The 24,781-nt window shown below is 31.4% G+C and carries 27 protein-coding genes and 1 pseudogene; 2 read left to right on the forward strand and 26 right to left on the reverse strand.

Features of this window, described 5'->3' with window-relative positions:
* Positions 1-60: 60 nt before the first annotated feature.
* Positions 61-504: a hypothetical protein gene (locus ACXAG7_RS06180; RefSeq protein WP_476666306.1), complete on the reverse strand. Its 444-nt coding sequence runs from the start codon at positions 502-504 to the stop codon at positions 61-63.
* 1,338 nt (positions 505-1,842) lie between these two features.
* Between ACXAG7_RS06180 and ACXAG7_RS06185 the strand changes: the two genes are divergently transcribed.
* Positions 1,843-2,055, forward strand: coding sequence for a hypothetical protein (locus tag ACXAG7_RS06185; protein ID WP_476666307.1), 213 nt, complete (start codon positions 1,843-1,845; stop codon positions 2,053-2,055).
* 688 nt (positions 2,056-2,743) lie between these two features.
* On the opposite strand, the gene ACXAG7_RS06190 is transcribed toward ACXAG7_RS06185, so the two are convergent.
* The 7 genes from ACXAG7_RS06190 to ACXAG7_RS06220 all read right to left on the reverse strand — a co-directional run bounded on the left by ACXAG7_RS06190 (position 2,744) and on the right by ACXAG7_RS06220 (position 9,617).
* Positions 2,744-3,025 (reverse strand): GNAT family N-acetyltransferase, encoded by a 282-nt coding sequence (locus ACXAG7_RS06190; protein WP_476666308.1) that lies wholly within the window; start codon positions 3,023-3,025, stop codon positions 2,744-2,746.
* Positions 3,026-3,028: 3 nt separating this feature from the next.
* A complete protein-coding gene (locus ACXAG7_RS06195) occupies positions 3,029-4,366 on the reverse strand; it encodes an alginate export family protein (RefSeq protein WP_476666309.1) in 1,338 nt (445 codons plus the stop codon).
* Between the two features lie 3 nt (positions 4,367-4,369).
* Positions 4,370-4,819 (reverse strand): DMT family transporter, encoded by a 450-nt coding sequence (locus ACXAG7_RS06200; protein WP_476666310.1) that lies wholly within the window; start codon positions 4,817-4,819, stop codon positions 4,370-4,372.
* Positions 4,820-5,250: 431 nt separating this feature from the next.
* Positions 5,251-5,775, reverse strand: coding sequence for a YceI family protein (locus ACXAG7_RS06205; RefSeq protein WP_476666311.1), 525 nt, complete (start codon positions 5,773-5,775; stop codon positions 5,251-5,253).
* Positions 5,776-5,797: 22 nt separating this feature from the next.
* On the reverse strand, positions 5,798-7,636 hold the full coding sequence (locus ACXAG7_RS06210; protein WP_476666312.1) for an amidohydrolase: 1,839 nt from the start codon (positions 7,634-7,636) through the stop codon (positions 5,798-5,800).
* A 461-nt stretch (positions 7,637-8,097) separates the two neighbouring features.
* Positions 8,098-8,844 carry a hydrolase gene (locus tag ACXAG7_RS06215; protein ID WP_476666313.1) on the reverse strand — a complete coding sequence of 249 codons (747 nt, stop codon included), beginning with the start codon at positions 8,842-8,844 and terminating at the stop codon, positions 8,098-8,100.
* Between the two features lie 59 nt (positions 8,845-8,903).
* Positions 8,904-9,617 carry a pirin family protein gene (locus ACXAG7_RS06220; protein WP_476666540.1) on the reverse strand — a complete coding sequence of 238 codons (714 nt, stop codon included), beginning with the start codon at positions 9,615-9,617 and terminating at the stop codon, positions 8,904-8,906.
* A gap of 306 nt (positions 9,618-9,923) precedes the next feature.
* Between ACXAG7_RS06220 and ACXAG7_RS06225 the strand changes: the two genes are divergently transcribed.
* Positions 9,924-12,038 carry a sigma 54-interacting transcriptional regulator gene (locus ACXAG7_RS06225; protein WP_476666314.1) on the forward strand — a complete coding sequence of 705 codons (2,115 nt, stop codon included), beginning with the start codon at positions 9,924-9,926 and terminating at the stop codon, positions 12,036-12,038.
* Positions 12,039-12,488: 450 nt separating this feature from the next.
* Here ACXAG7_RS06225 and ACXAG7_RS06230 read toward each other — a convergent pair whose 3' ends face one another.
* The 18 genes and pseudogenes from ACXAG7_RS06230 to ACXAG7_RS06315 all read right to left on the reverse strand — a co-directional run bounded on the left by ACXAG7_RS06230 (position 12,489) and on the right by ACXAG7_RS06315 (position 24,746).
* Positions 12,489-13,085 (reverse strand): hypothetical protein, encoded by a 597-nt coding sequence (locus ACXAG7_RS06230; RefSeq protein WP_476666315.1) that lies wholly within the window; start codon positions 13,083-13,085, stop codon positions 12,489-12,491.
* A gap of 388 nt (positions 13,086-13,473) precedes the next feature.
* Positions 13,474-13,968 (reverse strand): hypothetical protein, encoded by a 495-nt coding sequence (locus ACXAG7_RS06235; protein WP_476666316.1) that lies wholly within the window; start codon positions 13,966-13,968, stop codon positions 13,474-13,476.
* 87 nt (positions 13,969-14,055) lie between these two features.
* Positions 14,056-14,436: a hypothetical protein gene (locus tag ACXAG7_RS06240; protein WP_476666317.1), complete on the reverse strand. Its 381-nt coding sequence runs from the start codon at positions 14,434-14,436 to the stop codon at positions 14,056-14,058.
* 162 nt (positions 14,437-14,598) lie between these two features.
* On the reverse strand, positions 14,599-15,321 hold the full coding sequence (locus ACXAG7_RS06245; protein ID WP_476666318.1) for a hypothetical protein: 723 nt from the start codon (positions 15,319-15,321) through the stop codon (positions 14,599-14,601).
* Between the two features lie 167 nt (positions 15,322-15,488).
* The gene (locus tag ACXAG7_RS06250; protein ID WP_476666319.1) at positions 15,489-16,397 is read right to left on the reverse strand and encodes a helix-turn-helix domain-containing protein; all 909 of its coding nucleotides are present in this window, start codon (positions 16,395-16,397) and stop codon (positions 15,489-15,491) included.
* 3 nt (positions 16,398-16,400) lie between these two features.
* Positions 16,401-16,901 (reverse strand): SRPBCC family protein, encoded by a 501-nt coding sequence (locus ACXAG7_RS06255; RefSeq protein WP_476666320.1) that lies wholly within the window; start codon positions 16,899-16,901, stop codon positions 16,401-16,403.
* Between the two features lies 1 nt (position 16,902).
* Positions 16,903-17,778, reverse strand: a complete 876-nt coding sequence (locus ACXAG7_RS06260; RefSeq protein ID WP_476666321.1) for an alpha/beta hydrolase — start codon at positions 17,776-17,778, stop codon at positions 16,903-16,905.
* Between the two features lie 308 nt (positions 17,779-18,086).
* The gene (locus tag ACXAG7_RS06265; protein WP_476666322.1) at positions 18,087-18,821 is read right to left on the reverse strand and encodes a tetratricopeptide repeat protein; all 735 of its coding nucleotides are present in this window, start codon (positions 18,819-18,821) and stop codon (positions 18,087-18,089) included.
* Between the two features lie 275 nt (positions 18,822-19,096).
* The gene (locus ACXAG7_RS06270) at positions 19,097-19,735 is read right to left on the reverse strand and encodes a hypothetical protein (RefSeq protein WP_476666323.1); all 639 of its coding nucleotides are present in this window, start codon (positions 19,733-19,735) and stop codon (positions 19,097-19,099) included.
* Positions 19,736-20,215: 480 nt separating this feature from the next.
* Entirely contained in the window at positions 20,216-20,473 is a 258-nt protein-coding gene (locus ACXAG7_RS06275; RefSeq protein ID WP_476666324.1) for a hypothetical protein, read from the reverse strand.
* A 150-nt stretch (positions 20,474-20,623) separates the two neighbouring features.
* Positions 20,624-20,869, reverse strand: a complete 246-nt coding sequence (locus ACXAG7_RS06280) for a hypothetical protein (protein ID WP_476666325.1) — start codon at positions 20,867-20,869, stop codon at positions 20,624-20,626.
* An 86-nt stretch (positions 20,870-20,955) separates the two neighbouring features.
* Entirely contained in the window at positions 20,956-21,567 is a 612-nt protein-coding gene (locus ACXAG7_RS06285; protein ID WP_476666326.1) for a hypothetical protein, read from the reverse strand.
* Positions 21,564-21,812, reverse strand: a complete 249-nt coding sequence (locus tag ACXAG7_RS06290) for a hypothetical protein (RefSeq protein ID WP_408044228.1) — start codon at positions 21,810-21,812, stop codon at positions 21,564-21,566. The genes ACXAG7_RS06285 and ACXAG7_RS06290 overlap by 4 nt, the downstream gene beginning before the upstream one ends.
* A 2-nt stretch (positions 21,813-21,814) precedes the next feature.
* Positions 21,815-23,263 (reverse strand): replicative DNA helicase, encoded by a 1,449-nt coding sequence (gene dnaB / locus ACXAG7_RS06295; protein ID WP_476666327.1) that lies wholly within the window; start codon positions 23,261-23,263, stop codon positions 21,815-21,817.
* Positions 23,260-24,066: a Lin1244/Lin1753 domain-containing protein gene (locus ACXAG7_RS06300; RefSeq protein WP_476666328.1), complete on the reverse strand. Its 807-nt coding sequence runs from the start codon at positions 24,064-24,066 to the stop codon at positions 23,260-23,262. Before ACXAG7_RS06300 ends, dnaB begins: the two co-directional genes overlap by 4 nt.
* Positions 24,023-24,283 carry a hypothetical protein gene (locus ACXAG7_RS06305; RefSeq protein ID WP_476666329.1) on the reverse strand — a complete coding sequence of 87 codons (261 nt, stop codon included), beginning with the start codon at positions 24,281-24,283 and terminating at the stop codon, positions 24,023-24,025. The genes ACXAG7_RS06300 and ACXAG7_RS06305 overlap by 44 nt, the downstream gene beginning before the upstream one ends.
* Complete coding sequence (locus ACXAG7_RS06310; protein WP_476666330.1) at positions 24,280-24,555, reverse strand: hypothetical protein; 276 nt, start codon at positions 24,553-24,555, stop codon at positions 24,280-24,282. The genes ACXAG7_RS06305 and ACXAG7_RS06310 overlap by 4 nt, the downstream gene beginning before the upstream one ends.
* A 78-nt stretch (positions 24,556-24,633) precedes the next feature.
* Positions 24,634-24,746 (reverse strand): annotated as a pseudogene (locus tag ACXAG7_RS06315).
* Positions 24,747-24,781 lie beyond the last annotated feature (35 nt).

A 24,781-nucleotide genomic window follows, 5' to 3' on the forward strand; every position in this document is an offset into this window, starting at 1 on the left:
TCCAATTGAACTTCAACTTTACTCTCGGCATCCCCTATCTCTCCTCTATACTTCTTCTTCCTACTCCTCTTCTTCTCCTCCTACGTAAAAAGTGGTAACATCTGCCTTTACCTCTTTCTTATCTGTCATTCCGTTCAGCCTTTGAGTAATACTTGGATTATAGACATTGAGCAACCCTCCAACAACCTGGTCCTCGCGTATTTCATTTTTTATACGCAAACAGACTGGAATGAAGTCCTTGTATAATCCATCTTGATTTTTGAAATATTGAACAATACACCCGTACGGCTCATAACAAAAAGTTTTGAAGCCTTCCATTATCTTTGGCACCTTCAACTCTACATCTCTTCTAGTCCCTTCCTTTCCTGCAAAGTAAACCTTTATCCATTCCTTGGATTGTCTCCTTAAGTCTTCTTTGTATTGCTCAAAAGCTCTGTACAAATCCTCCGGTCTTTTGAATATCCGTGTAGGGTGAATGTTTCCATTCTTCTCTCCTTTCGCCATCTTCCTTCTTTCTCCTTTTAAATAGTTCTACATCGATACTTTCAATTGCTTATCCTCGGATGCCTGAAGAACGGCTGCACCAATTAAACTGTAATCAGTTGTCTCCCTCATTTCACCCTCGATATTGACAAACACTTTACATTCTTGAATAAGTATATTGTTCATAGTATATCAATACTTGAATTTGTTAATGAATAAAAATCTGTAAGTAAAAAATCGGTGCTCTAGAGCGAGCTAAAAATCTATGTGCCTAAAGGGATTAGGGCTTAAATCGCTAGTAACAAATATACGAAAACAAAGACAAATTGACAAATTGACAAATTAATTTCCGGAGTCTTAATATAACACAAAAAATACTATTACATTGATTTACCAAAAAAGAAAATTATTTTTTTAACTTTAAGACTTTAATCTTATATTTATGAACCTGCTTAAGTCTTAGTCTATGGATTTCCAAAACATCAATATACTATGGAAATCAATAATTCGATCAACCTGATTAAGGCTCTCAAAATTAAAGGAGAGATTCATACGTCTCTCCTTTTCAATTGTTTATTTTACCATTTCTCACCGGCTTTGTAGGTAAAACAAAAAAACTGTTTAAAACCAATGATAAAAAATACGATTTAGGTGTTTTTCCTTTATCTAGTATTAATATAAAAACCTATCTTTCACAAAAGAATTATAATAGCCAACTATATCAATGCTCATCTATTCATATGGAACTCAAAAATGATATAGTTGGTTTCAAAATCACTCCAAAACCAAATTGGTTCACTCAAGTTTTAAACGCATTTCCTCTCTAAATAAATAATTTATATCAAAAAGAGGTGAGACAATTTTATCAAAAAAATTATCTCACCTTCCACTAAAAACAGACCTGAATGATTCTAAGTTAATAAAAACAACACTATTTCCGCATTTTTTTCGACCATTGGCTATTTAGTAAAGTTAATATGACATTAACCTAAGTTGAACTCCGGTTAACTTCTTCAATCTTTTTAATTACAAAAAAAATTGAATTATTTGTAAGGATAACCTCGAATGACGACTAATAAGTTTTCTTTGCAACAATTTCAGTTTAGTTCAAAGAAGTTTAAGGGGATAAAAGACTGTCACAAGTGACAGTCTTGTTTTTTAAGAGTAAAAACAACTTTAAAAATAGATGACCTTAGTAATAACAACATTACTTTCTCATATATGTATTAACCATAACTTTACACGTAATAGATAATTCATTCATAGCTTTACAAAAATTTAAGTATCAACAATACTTAATTAAAACCCTTCAAGTTACTGCACCATTATTGGTGCAGTTTTATTCATTATATTTACTGTATGAGAATTTTTATTATAGAAAAAAATAAGCTAGGTGACTTTGAACAGGCGATTAAACAATATTCAAAATTTAGTGAAGTTTCATTTAAAATTAGTAATCATGGTCCCAAACGATTAAAAGTTAAAATAACTAATTCCATGGCATCAACACAGCAATCGGTAGATGAGTTTATTAAATATCTTCAAGAAAATTACAACTTTCAATACTTATAATCAATTTATCAACTAAGCAATATTACTATTCTAAAATAAATAAAACTAATCATCTTAGCTTCAAATTTCATTATAATGAAGCCCAGTTTAAACTTAATTTAACATAAAAAAAAATATTTGTTCTATCTTTAAGGAAGAAATTAAGATTATAAATTAAAAGTTCAAAAGAAATCGTCCCTTCTCAATTTAATTTATAACTCTAATAAAGTTAGTAAATATTTATTTCGGCTAGTTATATCTTTTTTTGATTAGATCTAAAAAAACTTAGTGTACTATGATATAACTAGCCTTTTAATTTAGATTTCATAGATATTTGTTTTTATTTTCCTAAAAGAGTATTTTATAAGAGTCGTGACAAATACAATTTTAAGGATCCCCATCTAATTTAGTTTCAATCCTAAGAAATAACAAGAACAAATTGTACGTTTAATATTGGAACGCCTTATACATTACATTTCAAAAGAGTTATAATGAAGAACTTTATATGTCTACTTTTGTCATAAGGATTAAGTTAAGGTTATTTTTCTATCTTTATTCTAAATAATTTTTACGAAGGTCTACAAATACGTTAACAATTTTTTAAGTAGTAAACTTAGAAAACAAATACCAGCTTTATTCATATTTCGAGCATTCAACTAACGATAAATTTATATTTTCTTTATACTTTTAATTTTTTAATGTGTAAATTTTATCTGAGAACATCCTTAATCTCATCTATTTTGACAAACATTGCCTTCGCAAATGGGCATAGAGGAAGGATTTTAATATTTTTTTCTCTAGCCATATCAACTATTTTATAGAGTAGCTTCTTTCCAACACCTAATCCTTTAAAATCCTTGTTTACTTCTGTGTGATCAATTATAATGAAATCACCGTTAGTAATGGAATATGTCATTGTACCTGCTTTCTTACCATTATCACTAGCCAAAGCGATACCTTTACTAACTTGCTCTTTAATTGTTATTTTCATTTTTTAAAATTTTATTTCAGTTGTTAATACAAAATGATACAAATTATCATTTAAATTAATATCCTGAAGAAAAGCACCAGGAAATATGACATTCGATTCTAGTTCGAAAGACAAAAAATCACCCATATTATATTCTATTATCACTCCAAACTGGTTCCCTATAAACCTGCTCTCATTTAAAGATGGATAATCTAATGTTAGAGATGGACCATACACCCCATCAAATTTAGAATACCTCCAAAACGCAACGTAATCAAACTCCAAACTAAATTTACCAATTTTGGTGTTAAAATAAGGATGAATATCTATAAGATTCGAAGGTCCAAAACGAGCTACGCGTCCAAAATAAGCCCCCCTAGGATACAAACCGTCGAACGTATTTAGTATTTTATCATTACTCCCTCCACTTATTAATTCCGTTTTAACTCCTAACTCCCCAAATAAAAATTGTCTTTCAATATTAAAAGAAACTGTCCAAGCACTTATATTTTGGTTTTCAAACTTTCCGAATTGATAAACAAATTCATTATTATATGTAAAACCGTTCTTCCAGTTACCAAAATGTCTTAAACCTAGAGAAAATCGTTCATCATCTCCAAAGCCTGAACTCCAGGTTTTGTTTTCTTCAATTTTATACAAAAAATAGAGATCGGTATTAGTGTTCTTTGACCAATTTTGAGTCCAATACAGCGCACTTAAACTCTCTTTTAATTGCAAATATTTATTATCAAAAACACCAATTTCTGGCCTTACCGGAAATGAGTAAAACGAAAATATCTTCGTTCTATCATCTTCAAAGGACACCTTTAACATATCAAATGATAATCTAACATTTGGTCCTTCTCTAACATCTACTAACCTACCACTTCCTAGCCTCATGTTTTGTCTTCCAATTAAAACACTCCAATTCTTATTTATTATATATCTGATAAACAATTGATTGATATTTAATTCGTCTTTATCCACAGGAGTTATAATCTTCTTACTATGAATTAAACTGGAATTTAGCTCTCCAAAAAACTCCAATTTATTTCCAATTTTCATATGACTATGTAACATCAAACGATGTAAATACCATGCATCCGTTTCTTGCCTTGTGGTGCCATTAAATTGTTCGTTAATGAAAGTTTCTATTTGAAAACGATAACTTCCACCAAACCTTAAACTTATATTTTCAGAAATCTTAATATTCCTTATATTATCGTAAAAAGAACCAGTTTTTTCTACTTTTATTTGATCATTCTGCCTCAATAAGCCATAAGAGATATTATCTACATCATTCTGTGCAAAGGAAAGATTGTAAAAACTAGTTAAAACTATAATTACCCGCAATTTCTTCATTTCCTAAAATTTTCTAATTAAAAGTACCCCCATAATTAAAAAAGCAACACCAAGTAAACGTTTCCAATTTATATGTTTTACCGGTAGATCAAACAAGCCGAAATGATCAAAAGCAATTGATAAAGCCATTTGTCCCGCGACAACTAATGAAAATGTAAGTGCAGTTCCCAATTTCGGAGCCAAGATAATCACCACAGCAACATAGAACGCCCCTAATAATCCAGCAAACCAAACCCATGGAGAAACAGTTTTCACATTTATCAAAAACGAAAAATCAAACTTTAAAATAAAGAGGTAAATAAACAACCCAATCGTTCCTATTAAAAACGATGCAAAAGCCGCGAAAATTGGTTGATGTACAGATTTTCCTAGTTGAATGTTTAATCCAGCTTGTAAAGGTAAAACTGCCCCTGCTATTATAGCTAAAGCAATAAATATTAATTGTTGTTTCATGATTTAAAAAGCTTAAAATCTAAATTATATTTTCCAGGCTCTAAATAAAGGATAAAGCCAAAAATGATAGAATACTTTAAAAGAATATCTTGATATACTCGTCCATCATTAAAATGGAATAATACTAATCCTTCTAATGTTATACTTAAAATAGCTTGTATCGCAAGTCTAGTAAAAATGCCTATCGATAAAAAAACTCAACATACATTAACAAAAGCAGTAACAACAGTACTTGCGCTTCCTATTATTCCTAAAGAATCAGTTTTTTTCACTGTTTTACTAAAATCTAATAATTTCGGCAGTCCCTGAACTCTGAAAAGCGCAAACGCAACCGAAGCCAAACGAAATTTAACATATTGAGCCCTCATATTTTACTCGTTTTAATAAAAAGGACTAATACCAAAAATATCAGTCCTTTTTGATTAAATTACTTACTGCTTTACAAACTGAAGGTCTATCAATAATTTAATTTTATCACCAACAACAATACTTCCAGCTTCTGTAACTGCACTCCATGTTAATCCAAAGTCTTTACGATTAATTGTTCCAATAATTTCAAAACCTGCCTTTGTTTGTCCATAAGGATCAACAGCAACACCATTAAAATCTACATCCAAACTAATTGGTTTCATGACATCTTTAATTGTTAAATTTCCATTTAATCTATTTCCATCAAAAGAAGTTGATTCAAATTTCATTTCTGGATACTTATCTGCATTAAAAAAGTCTTCCGACTTTAAATGAGCGTCTCGATCTCCATTTTTCGTGTTTATAGAATCTATTTTAGCTGTAAAACCAAAATTTGCGTCCTTAAAATTATCTTCTTCTGTAGCAACCGAGGCGTCGAAATTTTCGAAATATCCTGTTACGGTTGAAATCATCATATGCTTTACTTTAAACGCTACTTCAGAATGAGCTGTATCTACGTTCCATGTTGTTTTTACTCTTGTTTCCATTTGTATATTCCTATTTAAAATTTTATAATTTATTTTTTTGATAACCTCCAAAGTATTTTACTGGCGACCAGCTTGGAATAGGTTCAGGTATTTTCGGACTTAAATTTGAAAACTCCTCTTTGCCATAAACCACTTTTCCTCCGACCACTGTTAATACAGAGGTTAACTCTTTGATTTGCTTTTCAGGTACTGTGAAATAATCATTTGAAAGGATTGCAAAATCAGCATACATTCCATTTTCTAAAGTTCCTTTTACATTTTCTTCATTTGAAACCCAAGCGCTCCCTTTGGTATATAAATACAAAGCTTCTTCTCTAGTAAGTTTATTTTCTTCTGAAGCTAATTGAAAATCTCCAACAGTTTTTCCTGTAACTAACCAGTATAAAGCTGGCCAGGGATTATAACTTGCTACCCGAGTTCCATCCGTTCCTGCACCAACAGGAATTCCAATTTCCATCATTTTCTTAACCGGTGGAGCTGATTTTGCTTTTTCAGCTCCATATCTCTCCACAAAATACTCACCTGCATACGCCATTCTAGCTTGAATTGCGATTCCTCCATTTAGTGCTTTGATTCGAATTAAATCTTCGTCCTTGACTGTTTCTGCATGATCAAACAACCAACGTTTTGTTGCTAATTTCCCATTTGTTTCTTGATTTACTTCCTCAAAAACATCTAACATTAGAGAAATTGTTTCTCCATAAGTTGCATGAATTCTAAATGGCCAATCATTATCAACATGCAAACGAACAATACGTTTTAAGTCTTTTCGCCAAGTTGGCCTATCTCTATCCAATAATGGTTGTTCTGCCAAAAAATTCTCAAAATCTCCTGCACTCCATGCTAAAAACTCTCCTCCTCCTTCTAATTCATAACCATGATCTAAATGAATTTCACCGTTATGACCAACTTCATTACTCTCCATCCATTCTGTAAACTCCTCATATTCTTCTCCTTTATTTTGAGGAAATAAAAAATATGATAAACGAATTGGCATTTCGCCAGCATCAGCCAATGCTTTTGTTCCTGAATAATCTTTTGGGAATTTATGTCCACCGCCTCCGGCATCAATTCCACTGGTTAATCCGAAACTATTGAGTTCATGATAAAACTGTTTTGTTCCATTTTCCATTTCTTCTTGAGTTAAAGAAGGAAGACTTCCGATACGTGCATATAAAATAGTTGGATTTGGATCGGCAATTAAAACACCTGTTAGCTTTCCATCCGGACCTTTTTGAAATTCAGAACCTTTAGGAGCTTTTGTATTTTCATCAATTCCGAGAGCATCTAAACCTGCTTGATTCAAATACCCCTGACTGTATAAAAGCAAAACATAAGTAGGAACATTTCCAGTTGCTTGGTTTAACTCTTCCATAGTGAATAATCGTTTTTCCTCAAACTGAAAAGGACTCCAACCTCCAATAACTCTTACCCATTGACCTTTAGGAGTTCTTCTTGCTTGTTCTTTCAACATTTCCAAAGCTCTCTTCAATGTTTTAACTCCATCCCAACGAACTTCTGAATTAAAAAAACGCCCTCCACGAGTTAAGTGTAAATGAGAATCATTTAAACCTGGAATAATTGTTCTTCCGTTTGCATTAAGAATTTGTGTATCTTGATGTTTAAGTTTTTGAATTTCTTCATTCGATCCAGTTGCCAGAACTTTTCCTTCCTTCACTGCAATCGCTTCTGCCATTGTTCCGTTCGTATCCATAACTGCTACCTTAGCATTGGTAACTATTAAATCTGCAACTTCAGAAGATTCTTTAGTTTTTCCCTTTTTCGAATCATTATCACAAGAGGTAAATAAAAGAAGTAAAAGTAAGAACGAAATAATGTGTTTTATAGTTTTCTGTTCCATTGTATTTATAAATTGTTTTTTCTTATCATCTAAATGATGTAGATAAACATTCTTTAATTGAATGTTTAATTGTTAGTATAGTAATCAGGATTGTAAATCATAGTTACCTTCTACTAGAGAATGACACTTACAGAACCTAATATCATCGATTCTATAAAGGTTTTATAGATTGGGGTTTTCATTAAAGGCTTGCCATCTTTCTTAGAATACCATTCAATATTAATGAATGCAGTTGGGGCACACCTCTCTTCCAACACTGATAATCATCTACTTTTGCTAAATATATACCTCCATAATCCAAAAAAACATTGATTAGATGATTCCACGTATTTTTGTCATCTTGTTTTTGGATATCGGTGTCGATTTTAATTTTGAATAAAAAGGCATCATCGAATAAGTGTCATTATACTAAATAATAGTAAAACCAAGTCCCTATAAGGTATATAGGGACAATCGGAAAATTATCTTTTCGCTTCTTCTTTAGACCATTTCTGCATAGTCTTGATGTAATCAATACCTAAGCCATAAGCTCCTCCATATCTTTTAGCTAAAGCATTTACGGCTTGATAGTCTTCAGAGCGAGCCCAGTCTCTGTAATTTTCAAGTAGGTATTGCATTGAAGTCATTGGAATTACGCCTGCTTGAATCATACGAGTCATTGCCATATCATGAGCTTCTTGAGAAACCGCTCCAGAAGCATCAGAGATCACATAAACTTGGTAACCATCTTCTAGAGCAGACAAGGCTGCTAGTGTCGTACATACTTCTGTCCATAATCCAGCAATTACAAGTCTTTTCTTGCCTGTTTTCTTAACGGCTTTAACAAAATTGGTATCTTCCCAAGAGTTCATTGTAGAACGGTCAATATAGCTCTTTTCGTTAGGATAGTACTCCCTAATTTCCGGGAATACAGGACCAGAGAACGTACGCTCACCAACTGTTGTAATTATGGTCGGAATTTTAAAAAGTTTTGAAGTTCCTGCAAGCAAACCAACGTTATTTCTTAATTCTTCAACTGGCTGAGACTCTACAGCAAAAGCCATCTGGCCTTCATGATCAATTAAAATAAGGGCGTGATTCCCAGGGTTTAAAATTTGTTTGGCTGCATTTGCTGGATTGTTTACTGGGTTAGGGTTGTACTGTTTCCATTGTGCAAATGATAACGTACTTACTAAAATTGCGGCGATAGTTAATCTAATTGTTTTCATATTTAATTGATTTTTGTCTATAAAGACTGTTATTATTTTTTTATAAATGTTAATATTTACTAGTTCATTGGTACTTCCATCAATAGGATTTCAGCATTTGAGTCAGCATGGATATCTAAGCTATCAACATCCCATATTCCAAATCCATCACGGGTATTTAATCCTTGATTGTTTATCGTTACATCTCCTTTTAAAACAAAAGCGTACACTCCATTTCTATCTGAATTTTTAAGAGTATAATCAATTGACTTTCCTTGATCTAATTTTGTCATATGAAACCATGCGTCTTGATGTAGCCAAACTCCAGCATCATCAGGGTCTGGAGAAACAACTTGTTGTAATTGGTTTTCTCGATCAGCTATATTTAAAGTGATTTGATCATATCTTGGTTCAACAGATTTCTCTTTTGGAAACACCCAGATTTGTAGAAATTTTACCTGCTTATCTTTATTCTTATTATACTCAGAATGTGTAACTCCCGTTCCTGCACTCATTACTTGAATATCACCAGACTTAATTACTGCGGTATTTCCCATACTATCTTTATGTTCTAAATCCCCTTCCATTGGAATAGAAATGATTTCCATATCTCTATGAGGATGCGTTCCAAATCCCATTCCTGGTGCAACAATATCATCATTCAATACGCGAAGCATTCCAAAATGCATTCTTTCTGGATTATGATAATTGGCAAAACTAAATGTATGTTTTGATTGTAACCATCCGTGGTTAGCATTACCCCTTGTATCAGCTTTGTGAATTACTGTATTCATTGTTTTATTTTCTTTATTAGGTAAATGATTGTATCCTATTTTCTCTGACTCTTTTGTATTGCTGTTAGCTAATGCTGAAACTCCGACTAAAGATGCCGTGCTGCCAGCTAGTGCTTTCTTTAAAAATTCTTTACGTTTCATTTTTTCTATTTTCCATATCTATAAGCTATTCTTGTGCCACAAACGTAAATACCTGATTAACAAGCTTTTAATACTGATACGCGACATTTAAAATTTCCTTATTATTAGAATTACCTAATATTTAAGAAAAATCAACTACTTTTAAGGAAGTTATTTTTATTGAACATGACAGATTTTAAAGAAGACTTAGTTAAAGAATGGTTAGTTGATAATTTGCCTTACGAGGTTATGTGGATGAATGAAAAAGGTAATATTGTATATGCAAACTCAAAGTTTAATCAGCGTCTAGGCTATACAAAATCAGAGATTCTGAAACTTTCAATTTTTGATATTAACCCTACTACAACCGAAGCAAGTTGGAAAAAACATTGGAAATTAGTAGAAGAAAATAAAGAACATAATTTTAAGGCTATTCACAAAAACAAGAATGGAAAATTCTATGATGTTGAAGTTTCTACTCAATTTTTCTCAAATAACAGAAAGAAATTAATCTGTGCCATCGTGAATGATATTACCGAATCTAGTTTCTATAAAAAACTCCTAGATAATGCAGAAAAAATGGCGAACGTTGGTGGATGGAAGTTAAATTTACAAGATGGGTCTTTAATTACAACGTCGGTAGCTTTAACAACATTTAAAACTGAAGACAAAGATTGTCTATTTCCAGCACGTGTTATTCATTTCTTTAAAGATTCAGAAAAATACAAAGAATTATTACGTAATGTAATTCGAAATGGTGTTGAATTTGATCAAGTTTTGGAAACTAAAGAGAGTCCGTCTAGGTATATCCGATGCAGTGCAAAACCAGTCTTAAAAGGGAACAAAATTTATAAGGTTATTGGTATTTACCAAGACGTCACCGATCAGCGAATAAAGGAGAAAAGATTACAGTTTTTCAAAGAAATTATAAATAATGCTGAGGACCTGGTATATGTATATAATAAAAATGGAGACTTAATTCACTACAGTAACTCCGTTTTACATCAATTAGGATTTTCTAAAAAACAGTTAGACAACTTTACAATTTTTGACTTAGATATTACCGTAAATAAAAATTGGTGGAAAGAACATTTTGACGAGATTATCGAAAAAGGGTCACTTCACTTTGAATGGCTTATAACAAGAAAAGATGGAACTAAATTCCCGGTGGAAATTACGGCGAATCACATTCATTATAATAACGAAGAATATAATTGTGCCATTGTTCGTGATATAAGCGAAAGAAAAGCAAGAGATCTGAAACTTTATGAAGCAATCGAGGAAATTAAGTCTTTAAAAAATCGATTAGAATCAGAAAACGAATATTTACAAGAAGAAATTAATAAAAATTTTAATTTTGATAATATTATCTGTAAAAGTGAATCTTATGAAGAAATATTGAAACAAGTCTATAAAGTGGCTACAACTGAAACAACCGTTCTAATTACTGGAGAATCGGGAACAGGAAAAGAATTGCTTGCTAGTGCCGTACATAATAATAGTCTACGAAAAGAACGCCCATTAATTAAAATCAACTGTGCAACACTTCCTAAAGAATTAATTGAAAGTGAATTATTCGGGCATAAAAAAGGAGCGTTTACAGGTGCTATTTCAGATAAGATTGGTAAATTCACTTTAGCTGATGGAGGAACTATTTTTCTTGATGAAATAGGCGAAATGCCGATAGATTTACAACCCAAATTACTTCGTGTATTACAGGAAGGAGAATTCGATCAGTTAGGAGGAAGTAAAACTCAATCTGTAAATGTTCGAGTAATTGCTGCAACTAATAGAAACTTAGAAGAAATGACAAAGAATGGAACCTTTAGAGAAGACTTATACTATAGACTAAATGTTTTCCCAATTCATAATATTCCTCTACGAGCAAGAAAAGAAGATATCCCACTCTTAGCTCAATTCTTTCTCGATAAGTATAGTGCTAAAACAGGAAAAACATTTAAAAGATTATCAAAAAAAACAATTACAGCATTAACTAATTACAATTTCCCAGGAAATATTAGAGAATTAGAAAATTTGATTGAAAGGGCTGTTATAATTGAAAATGGTACAACTCTAAACCCTGGAACCTGGTTACCAAAAGAATCTATTGAGATTAAAAATGATTCATTTAAATCTTTTGAATCTATGCAGAAAGATTACATTGTAAAAGTACTAGAATACACCAAATGGCGTGTTAGTGGAACTAAAGGAGCTGCTACTATATTAAACATGAATCCAAAGACATTATTTGCAAAAATGAAAAAACTAGGAATTGAAAAAGAAATTAAATTGAAAAACTAGCATTACAAGATTGATCATTTAACATTACGAAGCTTCTTTCTTATACTAATCATAACTATTACTTCACATATAATCGTTGATTAATTCATTAATTTAAGAAGCATTTTAATTCAAGGTAAATAATTACCCTATAATCAACTCTACCATGATTGGTGCAATAATATTAACAAAATTTAAAGTATAAGTATTATTATGAACATAGAATTAACTATCTGACTTTGAACAAGCACTTAAGATATCTAACGGCTAGTGAAATTCACTAAAAATCATTCACCATGGTGCAAGAAGATCAAACGTGAAAATAACTAACTCAACAACGACACAAGAACCTGTTAACCTTCTTCAAAAAAATTATAATTTTCAATACTTTTAATCAACTTAGCAACTTAGATTAGTAATATTACTGTCCTAAACTTAAGGGAATGATTAATACAATTATGACATCTAAATCTACTCAAAAATAATATCGTTTACTTTTATTAAAAATCTTCTAAAAATATTTATTACAAAATAACTTGTTATGGCTACTCCTATGAAAAGTATCCCATTAGCTCCAATAGAATCATGTAGAAAAGTTAAAATCCTATATAATTTTCCTTTTTCATAAAAACCAGTCATAAAAAATTTAAAATATGCTAGTATCGTTATTAAAATCACTCCTAAAACCCAAAAACCATTATTATTGTAGAATATTTTTTTTAAAGTTCCCTCTCTCTTAATACTTCTTTTTAACGATGTATTAGCAGCGATAAATTCACCTATTTTATGCGCTAAAGCTCTACTCTCAAAAACAAAATAAACCACTTCGGTCTCTTTTCCATTATAACATAATTTAATCTTATTGGAACCTTCATTCATTTCTACCTTTTTAATTGAAGAATAGTTAACCTTAGCATCATTGTTTAAATATTTATCTGTATCTGTATTTATTCTTGCTTTAAGTGAAATTTCATCTGTAAACTTTTCTGAACTAAACCATAAAGAATTATCTTCCAGTAACAGGGTTTTAGTAAATGTACCTCTTAAACTAATTATTTTATTCATCATACAACATCTTTTTTTAGACTAAAAAATTTATCCAAATTATTAGATGCTTTAAAATGTAAAATGTTACAATCTCCTCTAATACTTTTAAAACTTACCATGATCATGTCAATGAACGTTTTCCGTTTTTAAGGTGTCGGAGAACCTACTCTTATTTTATAATTCGATTACTAAACTCTTGGACATAAAAAAACACCTTAATTAAGGTGCTTTGTGGTAAGATGATATGTTCTACTAACTTGTTTGTATAAGATTTTTTGCGTTGATTAAGCGACTAATTTAGTAAATACAAACTGAATAGAAAATCCGCGAGGATTTTCGTAAGTAAGCTTGTACCAGCAATTAATTTTATACGGTGTTTTATACAGTTAATTTCTTTATATTCTTCTTTTTATACAAAAATAGTAATTCCATATATTAAGGAAGAAAATAGTAAAATACATATTTGATATTTATGCATTTTCCAAGTTAAATTACCTAAAACAGCTGAGGCTATTCTCAATTGCTCAAATTTTGAACTTACATTATTTGAATCTAAATCTTTTTGAGAAATTAAATTAAGGTCTTTAAATACAGTCTTATAAAATATTTTCCACGAGTTTTCTTTAGAGATATCTATGATGTGGTCTTTACTTAATCCAGATGTTTTATTATGTTTTTTATAGTGTTTTTTTCTTATAAATGATAGATGTCTAGTTATTCTAAAATCAAATAATCTACTTAAAATTGAAATAAAACCAAAAAGAACAGAAATAAAAATGAAGAAAAGGCATATTAAATATAGCGTCAAAACAAAACTAAATTCACCATTAGAACTATATTTTGGAAATTTTTCTTTATTGGTTATTAAATAGGTTAAAAATGATATTCCGACAGTAGTGAACAAATTGATAGAGTAGCCTAATTGAGAAATTGCTTTTTCAGACCACCTAATCAATCTTTCGGAATATTCATTTGATTTTAGTTTCCATGTTTAATCTAAGTTTTTACTTAATTTAAAAAGAGTATTGTTTGAAGTTAAAAGAAGAATCTGTTTATTGTTGATAGTATCTATAGATTTAATAGTATAATTTAAATCATAATTTGATTTTTTTTCACATTCCATAACACCTTTTAAACAAGTGAAAATACTTTTTCCTTTAATGAAGTATTTAAAAGTAGAATAGTCTCCGTTAATAATATTATTACAAGTTATATGATATAATTCATTTTCTCCAAATATGTAAACATTTTTCGATTCTTCTTTTGGTTCAACAACATTATACAAACCTAAAACTGTTTTTTTAATTTTTGGCTCTGAAGACTTGTTTTCACAAGAAATAAAGACTATTAATATTAAAAGTAACTTTCTCAAAATTGTTTCGTTTTTTAATTGTATACAACGTATTTGTGTATGATTTTTTGCGGGAAAGGACGCGAGTTCTTTTCCGTTGTTGCGGAAAGATAATTAATAAGATTGAATTTCCTCTCCGGAAATTCAATCTTATTAATTATACACTTTGTTGTAAGCTGGTTTTTAGTTATAGTTTGATGCTAGTAAAATAAGAACGGCTATAAAACATAGGAAACAACTATAAATTGAAATAGTGCAAATCCATCGGTATGTTCTTAAATAAATTATATCATTTTTAGCTTGAAACTTTCTTTCAATTAGTTTGTCACTAAAACCAAAAGTATCTTTGAATACACTTTTTACATATTTAATTCCATATTCATAATTATTTTTCGCCCATTCTCCAATTCTTTTATGTTCACTCTTCAAATAATCTAAATAATACTTTTTTGACTCAGGGTTTTCTGCACTATTGTAAAGTTGAACAACATCAGAGTAGTCAAAATCAAAGTCCGATTTTATTATTTGATATATTTCATGAATGTCATTTATCTCTGTCAAGTCAGGCACTTTAGTTGGCATTATTTTCTCCATTGAAAAAGCTTCTTCTAAAATGAACATTCTATTTTGGTATTTTGTCATAAATAAAAGAGCAAAAATTCGGTATATAATTCCGCTTATAACTGTAATAATTAATAGTAATAAAGCCGTTTTCAAAATTCCTTTATCATATGTCTTATTTAAGTCCGTAATTTTAGAAACAATAAGAGTTAATGCCGTAACTGAAAACCCTACAATCCATACTAAAATTTTATCATTTTGGTTGAAGTTTAAAACAAAATTCTTTTCTGTCTTTTCTAGATTACCATACACTTTTCTCAATATTGTATCAAATGGTTTTTCCATAATTTTATTTTTAGACTTGCTTACAACGGCTTTGTATATGAAAAGTAGCAGTTTTAAAAGCTATACTTTTCAGATAGATGAAAGATAATAAAAAAGTGTAAACATAATGCTTACACTAATTCTGCTATTTTTTATATACGTTGTTAGGCACTGGGTTTTATTTTCAATTAATTTAAATTCCGATATTGACTTGGGTTTAAACCTACTTTGGATTTAAATAGTTTGTTAAATCCTTGAGGATGTTCATATCCTAAACTATAAGCAATCTGACTTACATTTTCACTTGTCCCTAATAATTTGGTTTTTGCTTTGTTAACAACATAATCTTGAATATAATCTTTTGCACTTTTACCTGTTTCTGACTTAATAAGGTCTCCCAAGTAATTAACTGAAAAATTCAGTTGTTCAGCGCACTCCTTGACAGTTAGAACGCCATTTACAATTGGTTTATCTGAATTGTAGTATTCATTCAAAATTTTGTTGTAGTCAACTAAAATATCTTTGTTTAGGTTTGTTCTTGTGAAAAATTGTCTGTCATAAAAACGTTTACTGTATTTTAATAACAAATCAATATTTGATACAATAAGTTCTTGACTATGCTTGTCTATATTTTGATTGTATTCTTCTTTAATTTTATATGTTAAATTAGTAATCGATTTTCTCTCTTTTTCTGATAAATGTAGTGCTTCGTTTAAATCGTAATTGAAAAATGAATAACTTTCTATTGATTTTCCTAATTCTGATTTTCTTATCAGATCGGGATGAAAAAGCAAGGTCCAACCTGAACTGCCTTTGATTTCTTCGTGAGATTCTACTTGAACAGTTTGATTTGGCTTTATGAACGTTAACGTGCCGTCGTCAAAATCATATGAGTTTCTGCCATAATTCATCGAGCCAGAAAAGCCTTGTTTTAAACTAATTTGATAGAAGTCAAAAATGTATTTTGCGTTCCCATAATTAAAATTTGTAATCTTATCATCTATTTGGATTACTGAAACCAAAGGATGATTTGGTTTTTCTAGCTCTAAAAAATGATGTACTTCGCTTATGGTTTTTATCCTTATAATTTCACTCATTTTTTATTCTAAAGTTTGTTCTACTCGTTTTTTTAAAGCAACATTTAATCGTTCATATGCCTTTTCGACAGGTTTTGGATTCCAGAAATTAACTCCAATTCCTTTATAATCTTCGTGAATTGTAACCTCTGTTCCGCCATTTTGTGGTTCTAAAATGTATTTATGGTTGTAGGTTAAAACCAAAGGTATTCCGCCTGACTGATTTAGTAATTTATTTGTAATGATTTGCTTTACAGTTGACGGAATTTCACTAATATTATTCTCATCTTGCGTAAATTGATAAGTAACTTTATTACCAACTTTAATCTCACCATTAACCAGTTTCATTGTAGGATTCCATTGGTCATAAGCGTTCATGTCTGTTAATACTTTCCAAACTTTTTCAGGTGTAGCATTAATTGAAATTTCGTGATGAACAGATTTTTTACCTAAAAAGTAGAGTATCAAAACTACTGCAACAAGAATAGCCACAATTAAAAACCATTTTGAAGTCAAAAAATTCATTCTATAAATATTTATTGTACCAATCTAAAATTGGTTTTGAGTTTTTACCTAACCAAGCATAAGAAGCTCCTCGCTTTTTTTCTAAATCTAACCAAAGTATTTCTTTTTCTACGTTTAGGTCATTGAAATACTGTTTTACCATTTCCATATTGGTCAATGGGTCATTAGTGTTTTGGATTACCATTGTTGGAACAGATATGTCTTTAACATAAGGCAAAAAAGCTTCACCTGTCAGATCTACATTACGTTTTTCTTTATTGTATTTGTTTCCTGATTTAATCAAGAAGTTAGGTAACCCCATAGCTTTAACAAAGTAGTCATAAGTTAATGGTTGTACAGAAATCATTGCTTTTAAATTCTTAAACTTTTTCATTTCTTCTTCCATTCCAAACGCAAAAGTTGTTGCACCTTGCCCCATACAAATTGAAAGTAATCCGATTGAAGCGTTTTTGTATTCTTCGTGTTCTGAAACAAATTTGATTGAAGCAACAATATCCTTTCGTTCTTTTAATCCCCAAGAAACCCAATCGGTTTGTTCGCTGTTTCCGTGATTTCTCATATCGAACATAAGCATAGAAAATCCGTTTTCAACTAAATATTTGGCTTGGTCGAGAAAGTGAATGTCGCTTGTCCAAAGTGCGTTTTTCATCATTCCTTTACCTTCTTGTGTAAATCCGCAACGCGAACATTGAACTCCAAAATGTGATTGAATAATTACTTTTTCGTTTCCGCCTTTAATTAACCAACCTGATAAAGTAACTCCATCAGAGGTTTTATAATTAACATCTACGTATTCAAGTCCGTATTTTTCTGGTGTTTCAAACACAGGTGATTTCCCAGGTTTAATCATTAAATCTGAAATTTGTTTTCCGAACATTTTAATAGTTTTATAAATTATAATGCAAAGTTATAGTCATCATATTTGTTCGATTTATCCAAATTCCGTATTTGCTTATCCGTTTTCCTGTTCCAACCTTGTGCCTAACGGTCTTGTGTATGAAACGTAGCGTGTAAAAAGACACTAACTTTTCGGGTTAACACAGAGCCGAATTTTTATATTTTGTTTTTAATTTTTCTCTTTTTAAAAGCCAAATTAAAAATTTGGCGGACTTTCTAAATATACATAAACCTTTCGGTTTAGCATTTATTAGCTATGTTTTATACACCGTGTTGTAAAACGTTTTTTTAATTCTTTTTTGGAAACATAATGTTCAATTCATTTAGTGAACAAGGTTTATTTCCAACATTTTTTCCAACAGCAAATTTCTCAAATTTCAGTTCCTTACTGTCAATAAGATTCTGTAAATAGTCAGTTTCTAAGCCTAACTGTTTTAATTTGTCTTTTCCCGTTTTGACATCCTCAATATTGTCTATAAAATAGTTGGCATATATCTGTACTCTAATTAGCCTTTCTTTTTCGTATATGTTCTGACTTTCTGATAATATTGATTTAGAAAATTCAATAGCTTCCTCAAAATCTCCATTAAACAACAATGTTGAAGCAATGTCAGCTTTTAAAACAAACGAATTAGGATAGTTCTCTAAAATTCTTTTTTCTACATCTAAAGCTCCTTTAAAGTCTCCCATAAACATAAGTCCTTGAGATTTTAAATAGAGTGCTTTATAATTCAGCGGATCTCTTTTTAAGCATTCTTCAAGCAAATTCATAATTTCAAAAAGATTTGGATTAGAAATTGTTCTTGAATGTGCTAAACGGAAATATAATTCTGCATTATTCGGATTTTCGCTTATCAAGGTCTCCAACAACTTATTTGCGTTCTGATAATCGTTTAGTTCTTGATAATTAGTTACCTGTTTCAATTGAGAATTTATATCAATACTTTGATACTTATTTTCATTTTGCCCTTTACATGAACACAGTAAAAAAGATAGAATTATAAATGCTATTTGTTTTCTCATTGATTTTCTTAAATGTTTTACAACTTATTTATATACGCATAAAATACATCGTTATACATCCAAATTGGTGTTTAAAAGATGTATTTAAGTGCTATTATACAAATATAAAAAACCTTACCACAATTATGTCAAAGAACTTTTCCGTTTTTAAGGTGTCGGAGAACCTACTCTTATTTTATAATTCGTTTACTAAATCTTGGACATAAAAAAACACCTCAATAAAGGGTGCTTGTGGTAAGTTGATATGTTTTCTAACGTTTTGGCTAAGCTGCGTTTTAATGCAGTTTAGGTGGTGTTAGCAAATGTTTTCTTTTTTTGATCTTCCAACCAATTACAATAAAGTGATTCCAAATTCCTTTTTTTAATTCTACTTCAATTAAATAGTTTTTTGAATCATCTTTTAGCAAATCAATAATTTCTTTGTTTACTTTAAAACTTTCTTTAACCCCTTCATATTCACACCATATTTTGTTTCCTCCTGTGAGAATTTGGGTTCTGCCTCCTTTTTCTTCATTATAAGAGTCAATTTCAAAATCAACAATTTTAAATTCTGTTTTTTCTATTTCATTTTTATTAATAATTTGGAAAGCAAAATCAGCAATTGTGTGAAATGATAAGAAAGAAAACATTGTAGCAATTACTAAAACAAATCCGAAATACATTAGTTTATTAATTAAAGTGTCATTAACTCTAAAAACATAAATAAGATTTTTTCGTTGATAAATACCCAGAGTGGCTATTCCTAAAATTATAGGCACCCAAAGAATGAATATATCATATCTAATATCACCTCCAATTAATTTTTCATCAAATAAAAGATGTTTAATAATTGTTATAACTGCAAAGAAAACAAAAAAATTATAGTGTAAATCGTCCTTTTTCTTATCAATTTCAATAAATTCTTTTTCGGTCATTTATTAATATTTGCTAACTAGTGGATATACGTAATTGCGCATATTTCGCTTTCAAATGTAATTATTTAAATAGTTGAAAAAAAAATTATCCTTTGAAAACACAGGCTACCATTGATAAATGTAATATTAATCGGTTTTTTATTTCTTGCGTTTTAGTTGAAAAAATTAAGCGTTTATATACGTATATAAACGTTTATTGGACGGATAATTATATCTTTCTTACCACAATTATGTCAAAGAACTTTTCCGTTTTTTTAGGTATCGGAGAACCTACTCTTTTGCTTTATTTTGTTTTTGCTAATTTTGAAACTCAAACAAACAATTCACTATGAAAAAAAATTTTAGGTTCTTAATGATGCTTTTATTATTAGTTTCTTTAATCCTTGTTTTAACTTATTCTACTATATTTATCTCTTTAGCTTGCTCTATAGTAATAGCATTAGGAATGACATACATAAATGAAGAAAACTAAACCTACAATTATTTTAGTTTTTGTACTTTCTTCATAATTTCAGATACTTCTGCCTCTGAAAGATGCCCTATTACATCATCTGTAATAGGTGTATCATATGTTAAACCACCTTTATGCAATACAGCTAACTCCCATAGGTTAGGGTAACCGTAACTTCCTTTGAACCTTACAACGGAAACCCCGTAGTCATTTTTGAAATTCATCACAGCTTGAACTCCATTTCCAATGTGATGTGGTTTAAATTCTAAATCGTTAAATGTTTTCATATTCGTTTAATTACAGTTATTTTTACTTACTTTTGATCCATGAATTTGATAATTATTTTGGCTAATAAGCCACCTGTTTTTGTATTTAGTTTTATTGCTATATCCCTTTGTTACCTTGCAATTTACTTAGCTAAAAAAAGGAGAAAATAACTACAGATATGTTAGAATGTATATTTTGTACATAACACCATCTTTCAACGTTGTAGATGGTTTAATCCACCATTCGCATTCTCCATACAATTGTAATACCCTTTGAATTTTATTGATCTGTTTTAAATAAAATTCATCTTTATCGATGTAAATGACATCTCCTTCAATACGAAGAAGCATTTCTCCTTCATCTACAATCTTACCGAGCTTCTCAATTAAATCTGAGTAAGTCATTTTTGTTTTCATAATTTGCTTGAATGAGGCGTAAGGAGGGTGTCATAAAACCCCTTACGCGGTTAAATGTAATTTGTAATTGTTTTGTGAATTTTGTTTTATTTATCGCACTTTCCGACGTGTGCGTTTAGAGCATTTTTGGTCTTGAATTGACGTTCGCATTTGGGACATTGCAAGCTCATGAGTTCGCTAATCTCTCGCTCCTTTTCGGTGATCTCCCGCTCTATTTCGCTTCGCCTTCGCTCTTTTTCGCTAATGACTCGCTCAAGTTCGGTAATGGTTCGCTCATGGGAAGCTTTCTCTTTGCTATATCTGGTTACAAATACGCTAATGAGGTTGAAACCTACATAGGCCATGAAGCAACTTAGAAAAACTATCACAAAGATTTCACTCGGGCTTTCCTTTTCAAATACACCAAATACTAAGAGAAGAACTACGGCATCCATGGTCGCTATTACGTAAGGAACCCATTTGTTTATTTCGTTGACTGAAACGATAAGTAAACCTGTACTTAATGCTGAACCAATGATGAATGATGTCGGAAATCTTAAATATTCATGTGCTATTACGCTTTGAAGAACATCGGAAAACAAGAACCCTAATTTTACAGCATAGCCGAAAATGTAAGCCAACACGGATATCGAAACAGTTCTTAAACTGGTCATTTTATCCTCTAGGGTTAATCTTTGATTTGATTTTATGATTTTCATTTTTCTTTGTTTTTCTTCTTGAACTTCTTTAGGTCTGATTTGATTCTTTTAGCGTAATACAGGTACTTTTCTCTGATATCCTCATTAATTCCTTTGGAGTTGAAATACATGGTTGAATAAGTGTACTTGGAACCGTTATTGTTGACTTGGATTTGCATTCCATTCCCGCTTACAACGGGAAAGATTTTCACACCATTTTTCAAACATAAACTCATCGCTTCCGATATATTCTCAAATAGCTTCATAATCAAAAGGCGTCTTTGGGGTCAATACCTGGGATGAACTGAGGACTTTCTTCTGGTGGAATTTCTCGGACAGTTTCCCTCTCCTGCTCTCTTTCAACATCTGATTGGAGATCAGAAAATAAAGTGTACTCTCCTTCAAATTTCATTCGGACTCTGCTTAAACTTCCGTTACGATTTTTCGCTATAATACATTCAGCTTGTCCCGCGCATGGTCCATAATCATCGTCGTCGTCCCATTCTGTCAATCCGTAATACTCTGGGCGGTAAAGAAAACCCACTACATCAGCATCCTGTTCGATAGCCCCAGATTCACGTAAATCTGAGAGTAAAGGGCGCTTACTTCCGCCACGAGTTTCAACCGATCGCGACAACTGAGAAAGCGCTATTACGGGAAGTTCCAATTCCTTGGCCACTTTCTTTAACCCTCTGGAAATTTTAGAAATCTCTTGCTCTCGGTTTCCGCTTCCCTTTGAGGACATCAACTGCAGGTAATCGACAAAAATTATCTTAACTCCCTTTTTGTTTTTTAGCCTTTTTGCTTTGATTTGAAATTGCTCAATTGATAGATCGGCAGTATCATCGATTTCAATTGGCAAACCTTCAAGAACTCTTTGATACTGGACGAAAATAGCATCGTCCTCAGGCGAGAGTCCGTCTTTATTGAATTTCTTGATTGGAATTTTTGTTTCCATTGAAGCGACTCTAGAAACCAAAGTTTCCTTACTCATTTCCAAGCAAAAAAAAGCGGTTGGAATATTATTCTTAGCAGTTTGAAGGGCAGATTTTAAAGCAAAAGCCGTTTTACCCATCCCGGGACGAGCCGCCAAAATAATAAGCTCTCCATTTCTCCATCCTCCCGATACCGAAGTCAACAACACAATTGGAGTTGGAAGACCTGGAGTTATCTCATTGCGGTATATTTTCAAAGCCTTATCTCTAACTTCTTCCAATACACTTCCAAAACTCACCTCTCTCGGTTTAATGGTTGAGTCACTTAGGGTATTCAGCTTATTGTAAGCCTTGTCAATGAGCTCTAAGGCATCAACTCCTTCTTCGTAAGCCTTTCTGTTTAAATCATTCGAAACTGCTATAATTTCCCTTTGAATGAACTTCTGCAAAAGAATTTTTGAATGAAAATCGACATGGGCCCCAGTGGCTACTTTTTGAGTTAATTCGATAATTTTCAAATCACCTCCCGCCTTTTCATGATCTCCTTTAGCCTTCAAATATTGGCTTATTGTAAGCATATCAACTCTCTCTGATTCGATATAAACCTCACGAATAGCATTGAAAATCAACTGGTGTTCCCGCTTGTAAAAAACCTTGGTTGTCAAAACCTCAATTGTCTCCTCAATTGCCGAGCGATCTACTAGCATTGCTCCTAATACCGCCTCCTCAAGCTCTAATGCCTGTGGCAATAAAATCACTGTTTCTGGTTGTTCCTGACTCATCGTGTTAACGGTATTCTTTGGTTAATATTCATGACTTTTGCTTCTGATTGCTGCTCAAAACGCTTACGCGCCCAGCTTCTAAAATGGGTTTGAAAATCCTCCTTTTTCTTTGAGAAATGCCCGCGCTGTTCAAGCTCCGAAACGAATTCCGTTAATTTGGTTTTCAATTCGCTTAAATCCCGAATTTTGTTTTGCTTGTTGGAAATTACCGCATTGCAAAGTCTCTCGTTCTGGAGATATTCGGTTTTTAAGGTTTCAATTGGAAAAAGAGAATCTGAAATCGAAGTCGATGTCGACGACGAATCTTTGACTTCTTCTTCATCTTCTTTAGTTTTATTTCTTTTTATTTCCTTTTGTTTTATTGTATTACTATCGTTATACGTTAGTATTAAATCCGTATTACCATCGTGTTTAATAGGTTTTTCATCAGTATCCTTTTTTTGTTTTTCCCATCGCTTTTTTACTGCCTGTCGTGCTTTCTCTGATTTACTCTGAACAATCTTCATATTGCGTTGCATTCTCTCGGAATAGAAGTGCTTACCGTCTTCGGTAAAAACAAATAGCCCAAAATCTTCAACAACAGATTTAACTAAGTCTGCACTCACACGAAAATCAAAGGCTAAAACATTATAATCTTTGATGCTCATATTTTCTTTGCATTCTCTTAATCGTTCCAAAATCATAAAATACACTCCATACCCTTCAGTCTTATGCCTCATTCGAATGGCGAGAATCTTCTCATCGTTTCGAGCATTGCTATCATGACTGAAATAATACGCTTCTTTTGTATTTGATTTCATCATTCATCTTTGAATTAAACTTGACAGTTGCGTACGATGTGCTGTCGCCGTTTAAGTTGTTACTTATTTCAAATTCTAACCGCTCTAACTCCCTTTTTAATAAGGGAATTTTGACTTCTTCAATACTTGCACTATCAACTACCTGAGAAATGAATAATTCTAAGTTTTTTTGATACTCCTGGAGCATCGTCATTTCTTCTATAGTTGTTGATAATGTCATACCCTTTCAGCCTTCTGAGCTACAATATTGTTGTAACAGTTAGAATGTTTGTCTTGCTTAAAATCTGAGTAGCAATTTGCTTTAATCTCGTCTCCGAAACGCAATGCCTTTGCCACGTCAGCCATGTGTTTTCTAAATTCTAGTACGAACTTCTTGTTCTCTGATTCATTTACCGTCCCATTGATCAAGGTTACGTCCAATACTACTAGAGCTTTTTTAAAAGGAGCTTTGCTCTTATCTATCACCTCACTTACAATTCCTACTACTTCCATTTACTCTTTTTAAAAAATGCCCTGATATCGCTCAGGGCGGGCGAGAAACAACTAACTAAAAACAAAACTTAAAATTTGTGGATAGGCAGGACTCGAACCTGCATTTGTCATAGACCAATTATGATTGTCCGTCACGATCGGAACCAATTCCACTAGTTAGAGTGGAGCGTCTACCAATTCCGCCACTATCCTTGTAAATACCCAAAACCTCATTAACTCCTTCTCT

Source organism: Tenacibaculum sp. AWR4_210, from assembly GCF_056160945.1.

What these genes read in the sequence shown, in the direction of transcription:
- ACXAG7_RS06180 (WP_476666306.1), bottom strand. Translation starts at nt 504, where the DNA reads ATGGCGAAAGGAGAGAAGAATGGAAACATTCACCCTACACGGATATTC.
- ACXAG7_RS06185 (WP_476666307.1), top strand. Translation starts at nt 1,843, where the DNA reads ATGAGAATTTTTATTATAGAAAAAAATAAGCTAGGTGACTTTGAACAG.
- dnaB (WP_476666327.1), bottom strand. Translation starts at nt 23,263, where the DNA reads ATGAGTCAGGAACAACCAGAAACAGTGATTTTATTGCCACAGGCATTA.
- ACXAG7_RS06190 (WP_476666308.1), bottom strand. Translation starts at nt 3,025, where the DNA reads ATGAAAATAACAATTAAAGAGCAAGTTAGTAAAGGTATCGCTTTGGCT.
- ACXAG7_RS06310 (WP_476666330.1), bottom strand. Translation starts at nt 24,555, where the DNA reads ATGGAAGTAGTAGGAATTGTAAGTGAGGTGATAGATAAGAGCAAAGCT.
- ACXAG7_RS06215 (WP_476666313.1), bottom strand. Translation starts at nt 8,844, where the DNA reads ATGAAAACAATTAGATTAACTATCGCCGCAATTTTAGTAAGTACGTTA.
- ACXAG7_RS06205 (WP_476666311.1), bottom strand. Translation starts at nt 5,775, where the DNA reads ATGGAAACAAGAGTAAAAACAACATGGAACGTAGATACAGCTCATTCT.
- ACXAG7_RS06200 (WP_476666310.1), bottom strand. Translation starts at nt 4,819, where the DNA reads ATGAAACAACAATTAATATTTATTGCTTTAGCTATAATAGCAGGGGCA.
- ACXAG7_RS06285 (WP_476666326.1), bottom strand. Translation starts at nt 21,567, where the DNA reads ATGAAAATCATAAAATCAAATCAAAGATTAACCCTAGAGGATAAAATG.
- ACXAG7_RS06255 (WP_476666320.1), bottom strand. Translation starts at nt 16,901, where the DNA reads ATGAATTTTTTGACTTCAAAATGGTTTTTAATTGTGGCTATTCTTGTT.
- ACXAG7_RS06290 (WP_408044228.1), bottom strand. Translation starts at nt 21,812, where the DNA reads ATGAAGCTATTTGAGAATATATCGGAAGCGATGAGTTTATGTTTGAAA.
- ACXAG7_RS06195 (WP_476666309.1), bottom strand. Translation starts at nt 4,366, where the DNA reads ATGAAGAAATTGCGGGTAATTATAGTTTTAACTAGTTTTTACAATCTT.
- ACXAG7_RS06260 (WP_476666321.1), bottom strand. Translation starts at nt 17,778, where the DNA reads ATGTTCGGAAAACAAATTTCAGATTTAATGATTAAACCTGGGAAATCA.
- ACXAG7_RS06265 (WP_476666322.1), bottom strand. Translation starts at nt 18,821, where the DNA reads ATGAGAAAACAAATAGCATTTATAATTCTATCTTTTTTACTGTGTTCA.
- ACXAG7_RS06210 (WP_476666312.1), bottom strand. Translation starts at nt 7,636, where the DNA reads ATGGAACAGAAAACTATAAAACACATTATTTCGTTCTTACTTTTACTT.
- ACXAG7_RS06270 (WP_476666323.1), bottom strand. Translation starts at nt 19,735, where the DNA reads ATGACCGAAAAAGAATTTATTGAAATTGATAAGAAAAAGGACGATTTA.
- ACXAG7_RS06225 (WP_476666314.1), top strand. Translation starts at nt 9,924, where the DNA reads ATGACAGATTTTAAAGAAGACTTAGTTAAAGAATGGTTAGTTGATAAT.
- ACXAG7_RS06280 (WP_476666325.1), bottom strand. Translation starts at nt 20,869, where the DNA reads ATGAAAACAAAAATGACTTACTCAGATTTAATTGAGAAGCTCGGTAAG.
- ACXAG7_RS06305 (WP_476666329.1), bottom strand. Translation starts at nt 24,283, where the DNA reads ATGACATTATCAACAACTATAGAAGAAATGACGATGCTCCAGGAGTAT.
- ACXAG7_RS06250 (WP_476666319.1), bottom strand. Translation starts at nt 16,397, where the DNA reads ATGAGTGAAATTATAAGGATAAAAACCATAAGCGAAGTACATCATTTT.
- ACXAG7_RS06275 (WP_476666324.1), bottom strand. Translation starts at nt 20,473, where the DNA reads ATGAAAACATTTAACGATTTAGAATTTAAACCACATCACATTGGAAAT.
- ACXAG7_RS06300 (WP_476666328.1), bottom strand. Translation starts at nt 24,066, where the DNA reads ATGATGAAATCAAATACAAAAGAAGCGTATTATTTCAGTCATGATAGC.
- ACXAG7_RS06245 (WP_476666318.1), bottom strand. Translation starts at nt 15,321, where the DNA reads ATGGAAAAACCATTTGATACAATATTGAGAAAAGTGTATGGTAATCTA.
- ACXAG7_RS06230 (WP_476666315.1), bottom strand. Translation starts at nt 13,085, where the DNA reads ATGATGAATAAAATAATTAGTTTAAGAGGTACATTTACTAAAACCCTG.
- ACXAG7_RS06220 (WP_476666540.1), bottom strand. Translation starts at nt 9,617, where the DNA reads ATGAATACAGTAATTCACAAAGCTGATACAAGGGGTAATGCTAACCAC.